Source organism: Nocardioides sp. CPCC 205120 (assembly GCF_048654585.1).
Classification (GTDB): Bacteria; Actinomycetota; Actinomycetes; order Propionibacteriales; family Nocardioidaceae; genus Nocardioides.
Window position 1 is genome coordinate 1770949 of record NZ_JBMCYY010000001.1, and the last position, 12243, is coordinate 1783191.

Sequence of the window (12243 nt, forward strand, 5' to 3'; positions counted from 1 at the left end):
ACGCGGGAGCCGACGCCGGGGGTGGAGCGAGCCGGTCACGGCGTGCGCTCCTGGGGCAGGCGGATGGTGGCGGTGGTCCCGGCGCCGGGGGCGGTGTCGAGGTCGATGGTGCCGGCGTGCGCGGTGACGACGCGCTGCGCCACGGGCAGGCCGATGCCGAGGCCCTGGGTGGCGCTGCGGCGGGCCCGCTCGGTGCGGTAGAAGCGGGTGAAGGCCTGGCGTGCCTCCGCGGGGGTCATGCCGACGCCGGAGTCCTGCACGACGACGACGGCGTCCGCGCCGTGGGGGCCGTCCTCACCGCGGACCGTGATGGTGACGGAGCCGCCGTCGGGGGAGTGCTTGACGGCGTTCGACACGAGCTGGTCCACGGCGTGGGCGAGGCGGTCCTGCGCGAGCACGCGCACCGGCGCGGGTGGTACGTCGAGGCGCAGCGTCGTCCCGCGCTCCGCCGCGGCCGCGGCGTGCCGGTCGTGCGCGCGGCGGGCCAGCTCACGGAGGTCCGCCGGGCTGCGGTCGTCCCCGATCTCGGCGAGGTCCTCGCGGGACGCCTCGAGCAGGTCGTTGATGCGACCCACGAGCACGTCGGCGTTGCGCCGGGCGGACTCGACGGAGCGCACCAGCCGCGGGTCGTCGGGGCGGTGGTCCCCGCTCTCCAGCGCCTCGGCGAGCAGTTCGTTGTGGCCGATGATCGACGTCAGGGGCGTGCGCAGCTCGTGGGAGACGGTGGACAGGAACCGGTCGCGCACCTCGACGGCCTCGGTCAGCTCGGTGACGTCCCAGGCGGTGACGACGGAGCCCAGGTGCACCGGCGGGCCGTCCGCCCGCTCGGGGCGCGGCTCCGGGCCGAGGTCGACGCCGGTGTCGAAGAGGGGGTCGCGGTGCTGCCCACCGGCGCCGGTGGGGTCGCGGCCCTCCCACAGCTGGTGGCAGGAGGCCATCATGGCCCGCTGGTCGCCGGGCGGCCCGACCCAGTAGAGGCGGCCGGGCTCGTCCTCGCCGCGGCGGGCGCGGGCGACGATCTGCTCCCGGGCGGGCACCGGCGTCACCCGGTCCTCGTAGAACACCCGGTCGGGGGAGCCCGGCGCCGGACCGGCGGGCACGGTGCGACCCACGTCGTACCCCGCGAGTGCCGCGAGGTGCCGCCCGTAGGGGTTGAGCAGCGCGGGCCGGCCGCGGTCGTCGAGGTAGCAGACGCCCGCGTCGATGACGCCCGTGATGCGCTCGGTGACGAGCAGCCGGTGGCGGGCCAGGTCGAGGGACTGGCCGAGCGCGGCGCGCGAGGCGACGAGGTCGCGCTGGTCGCGGCGCAGCGACGTCGCCAGGCTCCGGGACACGAGGACCACGCCGACCATGAGCAGGGGGAGGAGCGACTCCTGCACCCACCCGAGGCCCGACTCCGGCCGGCTCCCGGCGTCGAGGACGAGGACCCCCGAGGGGGTGAGCGCGACGGCGGCGGCGGCGACCAGTCCCGGCCCCGTCAGCTCGAAGGCCAGCCAGGCCAGCGGCAGGACGCCCAGCAGCTCGACGGCGCGCACCTCGTCGAGACCGAGCCGCAGCGTCACGGCGGCGACGAGTCCCGCGGCGGGCACCGTGGTCCGCCACGCGGGTCCCCACCGCTCCCAGGGCAGGACGGCCGCGGCGACCGAGGCGGCGGCCACCAGTCCCAGGGCGACCACGGTGGCCGGGCGCCGCAGCAGGTGCGGCGCGCTCACCGCCAGGCCCACGGCCAGGTACGCCGCGAGCAGCAGCGTGGGCAGCTGCCACACCGCGAGAACGCGAAGACGCCCGCTCAGCGTCAGGTCACGTGCAGGTCCGAGCACCCCGAGGTTCCCTCCGTCTCCACGCCCCGAGCGTGGGAAGGGACCAGTCCACACCAGGAACGGGGCGCTGCCCACGTGCTTGCGGACAACCACCGCACAACTTGTGGCGGCCCAGATGGGGTCTTCAGCAGGCGACGCGCAGGGGCGTTCCGCAGCGGCGTTCTGGCAGCGGCGTCCCGGGGCCGCGACGTCGGTCAGCCTAGGCGCCCGGGGCGGTCGTGTCCGGCGAACGGGCGGGCCAGGGCGGCAGCAGCGGGGCCAGCGCGGCCAGCTGGTCGCGCGAGACCCACGAGGGGTTGGAGCCGGCCGGCATCCGCAGCACCTCGAGGTCGCCCGCCCCCGCAGCCCGGACCGCCTCGGCGGGCACGCCGCCTGGTGAGAGCGGGAGGTCGAGCCCGACCTCCGGACGCCCGTCGCCGTCGCGGGGCCGCAGGGCGGCGCTCACATGGCCGAGCCCCCAGATGCCGCGCGTCACCAGGCGCCCGTCGCCGGAGACCCACAGGAGCACTCGGTCGCCCGGCGCCATCATCCGGCCGCGGTAGTTGTCGCTCACGCAGCGGCGCGTCACCACGAGCGGTACGGCGTCCCGCACCGCCGCGACCAGGTCGGGGTTGGCGCGGGGGTCGGTCTTGATCAGCCACGCGCCGAGCGTGGCGGGAGTGATGCGCGGGGTGGCCACGTCCCGTTCCTACCAGCACCACCACCAGCCGACCCTCCGGCCGGCTCGTCGCCGAGGCGCCCGGTTTCAGCCGCCGCCCGGTGGGGGACCACGTCCCGGTCACTGCGGGTCACCGGACGCCCGCGCACCCGACGCCCCTTCGAGCGCCCGGCCGACGGCCCGGCGGACAGGACGGTCAGCATGGACGAGGTCATGGCCTTCGGCCCCCTTCTCGCGGTCGTGGTCGGGGTCGCCGTGCCCCGGCCGTTCGGCCCGAACATCGCCTTCCTGCTCGCCGCGGTCAGCACGTTCGTGCTGGCCATGTACTTCTGGGACGACGGCGCGAAGGACGACGGCCTGTTCACGTGGAAGCCGCTGATGGTGACGGTCTTCGGTCTCGTCGTCATGCGCGTCTTCCGGCCGGAGCCCTGGCGTCGCCCGGGTGCGGGCCGGGCCCAGGGCGCCGGGCACGCGCAGCCCGGCGCGGGGCAGTTCGCGGCGCCGTACCAGCAGAGCCCGCAGCAGAGCCCGCAGCAGAGCCCGCAGCAGACCCCGCAGCAGCCGGGGACGTCGTACCCGCCGCAGCCGCCGGCCGCGGGTCCGGGGTGGCCCACGCGCTGAGGCCCGGCTAGCGCGGGGACCCCGGGTCGTCGGACAGGCCCCCGGTGACGGGGACCTCGAACGCGTCCCGGTCCACGGGGTCGAGGCCCGACCGGGTGCGCAGCCCGTCCACGACGTCGAGGTGGGCCGCGTGGTCGAGGTCGTCGCTGTCGCGGACCGCCGCCACCGTCAGCGTCGCGGGGACGGCGTCCCGGGCGAGCAACTCGGCCCAGAAGGCGGCCGGCGCGGTCAGCATGCGGAGCCGCGGCCACGACGCCACGACCGCGTGGTCGTCGGGGTGCGGCGCGACGAGCACGGCACTCTCGAGCGCCGGCGCCCCGCGCCAGGCGGCCAGGTCGTCGTCGGCGCCGATCTCGACCTCGACCGCCCCCTCCGGGGCCGCCGCGCTGCCGGTGGGCGGGTACGCCGGCTCCCACAGCTCGGCGCCGTCGTCCTCGACCCAGTCCCCGCGGAGGAAGTCCGTGAGGGAGCGTGCGACCAGGTAGGGGGCGGCCGTGTTCTCCATGTTGAACTGCAGGACCTGCCCGACCGCTCCGGCGGGGCCGGGGACGAGGTCGAGGACGTAGTGGTTGCCCCCGCCGTCGTCCGCGAACGCGACCCACCCCGGGTCGGCGAGCGCGGGCTGGACGGCGTCGTCGTCCTGCGCCGGCGGCGGCACGGGGAGCGGCCGTCCGGGCTCGTCCCAGCGGCGGGCGGGGTCGACGACGTTGCCGAGCTCCCCGGTGCCGGCGTGCAGCCCCTCGCGGACGACCGCGTACGGCGCGAAGACCTCCTCGTCCTCGTCCTCGTCGTCGTCGAGCTCCACGTCGTCGTCCGCGCCCAGCACCTCGCCCTCGCGGACGAGCGAGAAGAACAGCCGGAGCTCGTCGGGGAAGCGGACGCCCCGGCTCTGCTCCGCGGCCTCGATCTCCTCGGCGCCGTACCCCGCGGTGTGGCCCCGCTGCTCGAGCAGGGCGCGGAGGGCGTCGAGGTCGTTGTCGGCGACGCGGGGACTGAGCGGTCGCAGCGGCGGGTGCACAGGGCGGTGGGACGGGCGGGCCTCCGGCAGCCGCACCACGCCGACGTGCAGGGACCCGAAGTGGCTCCCGTCGTTGACGCCGGAGTGCAGCCCGCGCACGGTGCCGTCGGGGTGGGCCGTCAGCTCGAGCGTGCCGAGCGGGAGGTCGTCGCGCCAGACCAGGTCTTTCTCGGCGGTGGCGAACGCGCCCGTCGAGCGGGTGCCGCGGCGACCGGTCGGGGTGTGCAGCACGGGTCCCGTCACCGAGCCGTCGCGGACGAGCATCGTCCAGCGCCACGTCTCCTGACGGGTCCGGGCGTGCTGGCGCAGCTCCCGGCCGACGTCGCCGAGCAGCCGGGCCAGCTCGGGGTTGCTCATCCAGGTCACGACGATTCCTCCTCGAGGCGGGGCGCAGGCCGGGCGGCGCCATCCTGGGCAGGCTCCGGCCGCCGCAAACCTCGGCATCAGGGACGCAGGGGCCGCAGGAACGCCCGGACGTCGTCGACCAGCAGCCCGGGCTCCTCGAGCGCCGCGAAGTGGCCGCCGCGGTCCTCGACGTCCGTCCACCGCACCACGTGGTTCTCCCGCTCGGCGGCGAACCGGAGGCCGACGTCGTGCGCCAGCTGGAGGGCGGCCGTCGGCACCCCCGAGACGGGCTGCTCGGCACCCCAGGCCCCGCCTTGCGCGTAGCCGACGTACGCGGCGGAGCCGGCGCTCGCCGTGAGCCAGTAGAGGGACGCGTTGGCGAGGACGAACTCCTCGCCCAGCACGTCGACGGCGGGCGCCGGCGCGGGGTGGCTCCAGGCCTGGAGCTTGTCGAGGATCCACGCCAGCTGGGCGACGGGGCTGTCGGCCGCCATCACGCCCACGAGGCTCGGCCGGGTCGACTGCAGGGCGATGTAGCCGAGCTCCTCGCGCTGGAAGGTGCGCACCCGGTCCAGACGGTCCTGCTCGAGTGCGCTCAGCGTGGCGGCAGCCTGGTCGCCCACCTCGGACACGAACGGGCCGAGCGCCCCGTTGACGTGGACGCCGACCACCCGGTCGGGGGCGACCCGACCGACCTCGGGGGCGACGACCGCACCGATGTCACCGCCCTGGACGGCGAACCGGCCGTGGCCGAGGCGGTCCATCAGCGTCACGAAGGCCCGCGCGATCCGGTCGGTGGGCCATCCGGCCTCCTCGAGCGGGGTCGAGAACCCGAAACCCGGCAGCGACGGCACCACGACGTGGAACGCGTCCTCGGCCCGCCCGCCGTGCGCCTCGGGGTCGGTCAGGGGCCCGATGACCTGCTCGAGCTCGAGGAACGACCCCGGCCACCCGTGCACCAGGAGCAGGGGGAGGGCGCCCGGGACCTCGGAGCGCACGTGCACCGCGTGGATCGTCTGGCCGTCGATGCGGGTCCGCACCTGGGGCCACCGGTTCCAGCGCTCCTCGGTCGCCCGCCAGTCGTGGGCCGCCCACCTCTCGACGAGGGTTTCCAGGACGCTCACCGGTACGCCGCTGTCCCAGCCGTCACCCGGGAGCGGGGCCGGGAGGCGGGTGGTGCGCAACCGTCGGCGCAGGTCGTCGAGGTCGGCGTCGGGCACGTGGATGTGGAAGGGGTCGACGAGGTGCTGGTGCGTGGTCATGCCGCGATCCTGCGTCGGATCGCGGCCACGAAGTGACCGGAAGTGCCAGGGTGGGTGCATGACGCGGACGACCGGTCGCAGCCTCGCCCTGCTCGGTCTCCTCCAGTCCCGCCGGGAGTGGTCGGGCCCGGACCTGCGGGAGCGCCTCGAGGTCAGCGAGCGCACGCTGCGCCGCGACGTGGAGGACCTGCGGGAGCTGGGCTACGGCATCGAGTCCCGGCCGGGTGTCGGCGGGGGCTACCGGCTCGGGCCGGGAGCGAACCTCCCGCCCCTCACCCTGTCGCCGGACGAGGCGGTCGCGATCGCGGTCGGTCTGCGAGCGGCGCAGCACGGGCCGGTGAAAGGTGTCGAGGACGCCGCCGCCCGCGTGCTGGCGAAGGTCGAGCAGTCGCTCTCCCCGGCGACCCGCCGCCACGTGAGCGAGGTCGGTCGTGCCCTGGTGCCCCTGGACCCGGCGAGGGGGGACGAGGTGGCCGCGGACGTGGTCGTCGCGGTCGCGGGCGCCATCGCCGCGTCCCACCGGCTGCGCGTGCGCTACCGGCCGCGCGAGGGCGAGGCGGTCGACCGCCGCGTCGAGCCGCACCGGGTCGTGCAGGCGGGCCGCCGGTGGTACCTCGTCGCATGGGCCTGCGAGCGTGGCGCCTGGCGGACCTACCGCCTCGACCGGGTGGTCGCCGCCACGCCCCTGCGCGAGCCCTTCGTCCCCCGCGACGTCCCGGTCGCCGAGCTCCGGGCCCTCACCAGCACGGCGGTCGCCGTGGCGCCGTACCGCTACCAGGTGTCGCTGCTCGTGCGGGAGAGCGCCGACGTGGTCGGGCGCCTGTTCGGGCCGTCGGTGGCCCAGGTCGTCGACCGCGGGGACGGGACGTGCGTCCTCGTGACGGGGGCGCCGTCGCTGCGCGAGATCGCGGCGTACGTCGGGGCGAGCGGCGCGGACTTCGAGGTGCTGGACGGCCCGGACGCGCCCGCGTTCCGCCGGGCTCTGCGCGAGGTGGCCGAGCGGCTCGGCCGCGCGGCGGGGCCCGGGGAACAGGACCGGGACGGGTAGAGGCATGGGGACGGTCCGGGCTGGGAAGGACGTGGCTCGTGCGCGACGAGAAGAGGACCACCACCGTCCTGAGCTGGCTGTGGGCCCTGGCGCCCGTGTGGAGCCTCGGGTTCGGCACCGCCGCGGTCATGGGGCACGCGACCGTGAAGAAGCGGAGCGTCCTGCTGGGGCTGTGCCTGCCGCTCTACGTGGCGGGCCTGGTGCTGGTCCTCGCCTTCGACCCCGACCACGGGCGGCGCCAGGAGTTCCTCTTCGGCCTCGGGATGACCATCAACATGGGGCTCGGGCTCGCGCACGCCGTCACCATCCGCTCGTGGGTGTTCCCGCACACCCCCGGCCGGCACTCGCTCCTCGACCAGCAGGCCGAGGCGATGGCGGAGCACCGCGACACCGTCGCGGCTCGTGAGGCCGCCCGTCACCTGCTGGCGGAGCAGCCGGCCCTGGCGCACGAGCTCAAGATCGGCCGCCCCGACCTGCCGGGGCGCACGTTCCCCGACGGCGGGCTGGTCGACGTCAACCGGGTCGACGAGCGCACGCTCGCCGCCCACGCCCACGTGCCGCTGGCCGCGGCCGCGCGCATCGTCGAGGTGCGGCGGCAGGTGGGGGAGTTCGACTCCTTCGAGGACATGCTCGTCCTCACCGACGTCGAGCCGTACGACGTGGACCCCGCCCGCGGCGTCCTCGCGTTCGGCCGCCGGGCGGCCTGAGCCCCGCCACCTGGATCCGGCCCCCGAGCCCGGGCCCGGGCCGTACCCGTGACGCCGCTGCGCTGGACGCCCGGAGCGGGCCGCCGCGGGGGTTCACGGGACGGGTTCCGCCTGCTCGTCCGGCGACGGGTAGGAGTCCGCGCGCGAGGTCGGCGCGCTCAGCATGCCGGCGATGGTGTCGGCGAGGAGCGTGCCCACGGCCGGCCAGTCGGGCGTGGTTCCCTCCCGGTGGGACTCGGCCTCGACGTCCGCGCAGGTGAACGACACCACGCGTGTCATCTGTCGCGCCCTCGCGGTGAGCGTGGTCCGGTCGAGGTGGGGCACCCGGGCGGTGATCGACTCGAGGAGCCGGGTGGCGACGGGCGCGTGCGGGCCGACCTCCCGGTAGAGGTCCGAGGGGCCGGGCTCGACGAGTGCCCGTGCGAGGAACCGCGCCCGGTAGGTGGGTTGGGGGAGCGCGGCGAGCGACGTCGTCACCGGGATCACCAGGCTGCGCACGTCCCCGAGCAGCGTGCGCGACGTCAGGTGGAGCCGTTCGCGAGGGCCCTCGAGGGCGGTCACGTGACGCTCGATCAGGGCCCGGAGGAGTCCGTCCCGTCCGCCGAAGTGGTACTTCACCGCCGAGTTGTTGGCGTTCCCGGCCGCCTCGGCCACGCGGCGGTCGGACACGGCCGAGATCGCGTTCTCCGCGAACAGCTTCTCCGCGGCGTCGAGCAGCGCGGCGGGGGTGGACGAGCGGGGCAACGGGGCTCAGGGCTCCTCGGTCGATCGGGTGTGACGCGGTCGGTGACCACGACATCTTGCATGTTAAGGCACGTGCCTTAATCATGGGGACCGCCCCGTCCTCCGGGGTGCGCGCAGCGTCGCCGGCCGTGCGCCCGTCGTCCCCCGAGCAGGAGAACCACGTGCCCAGCAAGTCCGACCTGACCCCGCCGGAATCATGGAGCCGGGTCCCACCGGAGTCGACGAAGGAGCGCACGGGGCGCTACGTGGCCCTCATCGTCATGCCGTTCCTCATGGTCACGATGATGTTCGCGACCTACATGGGGACGATGCACGACCCCACGCCCACCGACGTACCCGTGGCGGTCGTCGGCGACGGCGCCTCGGCCGATGCGGCGGTCGAGGCGCTGGAGGCGCTGCCGGACGACGTCGTCGCCACCAGCTCCGTGGGGTCGCGCGCCGAGGCGCTCGACCTGGTCGAGGCGCAGGAGGTCGCCGGCGTCCTCGTGCCCCCGGACGGGCCGGGTCAGGAGGCGCAGGTCCTGACGGCGGCCGCGGGCGGTGCGCAGGAAGCGGCGATGGTGCAGCAGACCCTCGCAGGTGTGGCGGCGGGCGAGGGCTGGGCGGTGGCGACCGAGGACCTGGCGCCCCTGCCGGAGGGTGACGCCTCCGGGACGTTGGTCCTGTTCGCGGCGATGGGCATGATGCTCGCCGGGTACGTGCCGCTCAGCATCCTGCTGCTCGGCGCCCCTCACCTGCTCTCGGTACGGCGTTTCCTGCCGCTGCTGCTCGGGTGGTCGGTGGCCCTCAGCACGATCATCTGGACCCTCCTGGGTCCGGTGGTCGGCGCGGTGGACGGGCACCTCCCGACGTTCCTGGGAGTCGGTGTGCTCGCGATCGCCGCCGTCGGGCTGGCCCAGCTCCTCTTCACCAAGGTCATGGGAGCGCTCGCCGTCCTGCCGGGGATGCTGCTGTGGGTGGTGTTCGGGATGCCGTCGTCGAACCTCGCGCTGCCGGTCGACTCGATGCCCGGGTTCTTCGGCCTCCTCCACGGCCTCCTCCCGCTGCCCGCCGCGGGCGAGGCGCTGCGGGCGTTCCTCTACTTCGACGGTGCGGGGGCCCTCGCGCACGTCGCCGTCCTCGCGGCATGGGTGGTCGGCGCGCTCGGCCTCTGCCTGCTGAAGGAGCGCCGTGGCGGCGTGGGGCTGCCCGGCGAGCCGGCCTACGACGACGCCGACACCCCTCTTCCCGCCCTGGCGGGCGGGCCGCTGCGGACCAAGAGGATCCGCTACGCGGCGGCCGCCCTGTTCCCGATGTCGATCGTCGTCATGGTCGTGGGACTCATGGGCACGGCGATGCACGAGCCGGAGGTGCGCGGCATGCCGATCGGCGTCGTGGCCGACTCGCCCCAGGCTGCTGAGCAGTTCGTCAGTGGGGCGCAGGACGGGCTGGGCGACGTCGCCGACCTCACGGTCGTCGACTCCGTCGACGAGCTCGTCGATCAGGTCGAGACGAAGGAGCTGGTCGGCGGCTACGTGCTGCCGCGCGCGGACGGCTCCGGGTCGGCCGTGTACTCCGCAGCCGGTGCCGGGGCCAGCCAGAAGACGGTCGTGGAGAGCATCGTCACGGGGCTGGCGAGCGGCGTCGGGGTCACGCCCGAGGCGATCGACATCGCTCCGCTCACGGACGACGACACCATGGGCAGCAACAGCCTGTACGTCGGGATGTCCTGGGTGCTCGCCGGGTTCCTCATCATGGCCGTCATGCGCGGCGGCGCCCCGCAGCTGCGCACGCTGCGCGAGCTGCTGCCGTTCCTCGGCGGGTGGGCCGTCGGGATGGCGATCTGGCTGTGGTTCCTCTTCGACGTCCTCATCGGGGCCGTGAACGGCCATGCGCTCGCCCTCGTCGGCGCCGGGTCGGTGACCATCTTCGCGACCTCCCTCGTCACCGCCGTGTTCACGCGCACGCTCGGGCTGGCCGCGATCGTGCCGGTGATGGTCGTCCTCCTCCTCGCCGGGGTGCCCGCGTCGGGGGGCGGGCTGTCCGTCTACATGGTCCCCGACGTCTTCCGCTCACTGCAGGACGTGCTGCCGCTTCCTGCTGCGGTCGACATCGCGCGCTCGCTCGTCTACTTCGACGGGTCCGGCCTCGGCGCCGACCTGCTGGTCATCGGCTGCTGGGGAGCCGTCGGCCTGGTGCTGAACCTCGGGGTGGACCGCCTGCTCGTCCGCCGTGAGCCGCCGGTCATCGTGCCGCGCCGGGACCAGGTCCCTGCACGGGACGCCGTGGAGGACGGCGGCACGAGCGGGCGAGCCGACGGCCGGCAGCCCGCCGCGACGACCACCGGGTGAGGGGAGGGTGGGGTGCCCCACGCGGGCGTGCCCCCTCGGCGGCTCGTGCACCACTCACCCGAGGTCAGCTGACGCCGTCGGGGCCCACGTGCCTCGGGCGCACCGCCCGAGGACGCGGACTCGGTCCTGGGCCAGCCGCTCGCCTCGAACGGCCCTGCCTCTCGACGCGGTTGGCTCAGGTCAGGAGGTCGGGTTCGGTCTTGGTGCGGATCTCGGCCTCGTCGACGCCCGGGGCGAGCTCGACGAGCCGCAGGCCCGCCGGGGTGACGTCGATGACGCCGAGGTCGGTGATGATCCGCTGCACGACGCCGCGGCCGGTGTAGGGCAGCGAGCACTCGCGGACGATCTTGTAGGAGCCGTCGCGCGCGACGTGCTCCATGAGCACGACCACCTTGGCGGCGCCGTGGACGAGGTCCATCGCGCCGCCCATGCCCTTGACCATCTTCCCGGGGATCATCCAGTTGGCGATGTCGCCGCCCTCGGAGACCTGCATGGCGCCGAGGATCGCGGCGTCGACCTTGCCGCCGCGGATCATCCCGAAGCTGGTGGCGGAGTCGAAGTACGACGCACCGCGGCGCACCGTGACGGTCTCCTTGCCGGCGTTGATGAGGTCGGGGTCGACCGCGTCGTCGGTCGGGTAGGCGCCGACGCCGAGGATGCCGTTCTCGCTCTGCAGCACGAGCTCGACGTCGTCGGGCACGAAGTTCGGCACCCGGGTCGGCAGTCCGATGCCCAGGTTGACGTAGGAGCCGTCGTGCAGCTCGCGGGCGGCGCGGGCCGCCATCTCGTCGTGGGTCCAGCCCATGTCAGGCCTCCTCGCCGCTCGCGCGCACGGTGCGCTTCTCGATCCGCTTGTCGGCCGCCTGCTCGGGGGTGAGCGGCACCACCCGGTGCACGAAGACGCCCGGCAGGTGCACGTGGTCGGGGTCGAGGTCGCCGGGCTCGACGAGCTCCTCGACCTCGGCGATCGTCACCCGGCCGCACATCGCGGCGAGCGGGTTGAAGTTGCGGGCCGAGCGGCGGAAGACGAGGTTGCCGTGCCGGTCGCCGCGGGCGGCGCGCACGAGCGCGAAGTCGGCGACGATCGCCTCCTCGAGCACGAACTCCTTCTCGCCCTCGGGGGTCTCGAAGACCTGGGTCTGCTTGGCGGGGGAGGCCTTCACGACGTTGCCGGCCGCGTCGTAGCGCCACGGCAGCCCGCCCTCGGCGACCTGGGTGCCGACGCCCGTGGCGGTGAAGAAGGCCGGGATGCCGGAGCCGCCCGCGCGCATGCGCTCGGCCAGCGTGCCCTGCGGGGTGAGCTCGACCTCGAGCTCGCCGGCGAGGTACTGGCGGGCGAACTCCTTGTTCTCCCCGACGTAGGAGGCGACCATCCGCCGCAGCCGGCCCGCGCCGAGCAGCAGCCCCAGGCCCGCGTCGTCGACGCCGGCGTTGTTGGAGAACGCCTCGAGCCCGTCCACGCCCGTGGCCAGCAGGGCCTCGAGCAGCACGGTCGGGATCCCGCAGAGGCCGAAGCCCCCCACGGCGATGCTCGACCCCGATCCGATGTCCGCGACCGCGTCCGCGGCCGAGGTGACGACCTTGTCCACCCGGCTCCTCCTGCCCTCGTGCTGCTGCTCTCGTCCTGCTGCTTCCGTCCGGTGCCGCCCGGGCGGCACGTCCGCGAGTCCACCGCCGGGGCCCGGACGGG

General features: G+C 75.0%; 11 protein-coding genes. 4 read left to right on the top strand and 7 right to left on the bottom strand.

What is annotated here, in order from left to right; translation table 11 throughout:
- Positions 1-35 precede the first annotated feature (35 nt).
- Positions 36-1766: a sensor histidine kinase gene (locus tag ACOACO_RS08260; RefSeq protein WP_420295761.1), complete on the bottom strand. Its 1731-nt coding sequence runs from the start codon at positions 1764-1766 to the stop codon at positions 36-38.
- A gap of 253 nt (positions 1767-2019) precedes the next feature.
- Complete coding sequence (locus ACOACO_RS08265; protein WP_420295762.1) at positions 2020-2499, bottom strand: hypothetical protein; 480 nt, start codon at positions 2497-2499, stop codon at positions 2020-2022.
- Between the two features lie 180 nt (positions 2500-2679).
- On the opposite strand from ACOACO_RS08265, the gene ACOACO_RS08270 reads away from it, so the two are divergent.
- Complete coding sequence (locus ACOACO_RS08270; protein ID WP_420295763.1) at positions 2680-3099, top strand: hypothetical protein; 420 nt, start codon at positions 2680-2682, stop codon at positions 3097-3099.
- A 7-nt stretch (positions 3100-3106) separates the two neighbouring features.
- On the opposite strand, the gene ACOACO_RS08275 is transcribed toward ACOACO_RS08270, so the two are convergent.
- Positions 3107-4474 carry an SMI1/KNR4 family protein gene (locus ACOACO_RS08275; protein WP_420296316.1) on the bottom strand — a complete coding sequence of 456 codons (1368 nt, stop codon included), beginning with the start codon at positions 4472-4474 and terminating at the stop codon, positions 3107-3109.
- Between the two features lie 86 nt (positions 4475-4560).
- The gene (locus ACOACO_RS08280; RefSeq protein ID WP_420295764.1) at positions 4561-5724 is read right to left on the bottom strand and encodes an epoxide hydrolase family protein; all 1164 of its coding nucleotides are present in this window, start codon (positions 5722-5724) and stop codon (positions 4561-4563) included.
- A 58-nt stretch (positions 5725-5782) separates the two neighbouring features.
- On the opposite strand from ACOACO_RS08280, the gene ACOACO_RS08285 reads away from it, so the two are divergent.
- Positions 5783-6772, top strand: a complete 990-nt coding sequence (locus tag ACOACO_RS08285; protein ID WP_420295765.1) for a helix-turn-helix transcriptional regulator — start codon at positions 5783-5785, stop codon at positions 6770-6772.
- Positions 6773-6810: 38 nt separating this feature from the next.
- Complete coding sequence (locus tag ACOACO_RS08290) at positions 6811-7479, top strand: hypothetical protein (protein WP_420295766.1); 669 nt, start codon at positions 6811-6813, stop codon at positions 7477-7479.
- A 93-nt stretch (positions 7480-7572) separates the two neighbouring features.
- Here the strand turns inward: ACOACO_RS08290 and ACOACO_RS08295 are convergent, their stop codons facing one another.
- Positions 7573-8223 carry a TetR/AcrR family transcriptional regulator gene (locus ACOACO_RS08295; protein WP_420295767.1) on the bottom strand — a complete coding sequence of 217 codons (651 nt, stop codon included), beginning with the start codon at positions 8221-8223 and terminating at the stop codon, positions 7573-7575.
- 128 nt (positions 8224-8351) lie between these two features.
- Here ACOACO_RS08295 and ACOACO_RS08300 point away from each other — a divergent pair, with 128 nt between their 5' ends.
- Positions 8352-10553, top strand: coding sequence for a hypothetical protein (locus ACOACO_RS08300; protein ID WP_420295768.1), 2202 nt, complete (start codon positions 8352-8354; stop codon positions 10551-10553).
- A gap of 175 nt (positions 10554-10728) precedes the next feature.
- On the opposite strand, the gene ACOACO_RS08305 is transcribed toward ACOACO_RS08300, so the two are convergent.
- On the bottom strand, positions 10729-11358 hold the full coding sequence (locus ACOACO_RS08305; protein ID WP_420295769.1) for a 3-oxoacid CoA-transferase subunit B: 630 nt from the start codon (positions 11356-11358) through the stop codon (positions 10729-10731).
- Position 11359: 1 nt separating this feature from the next.
- Positions 11360-12142, bottom strand: coding sequence for a CoA transferase subunit A (locus ACOACO_RS08310; protein ID WP_420295770.1), 783 nt, complete (start codon positions 12140-12142; stop codon positions 11360-11362).
- Positions 12143-12243 lie beyond the last annotated feature (101 nt).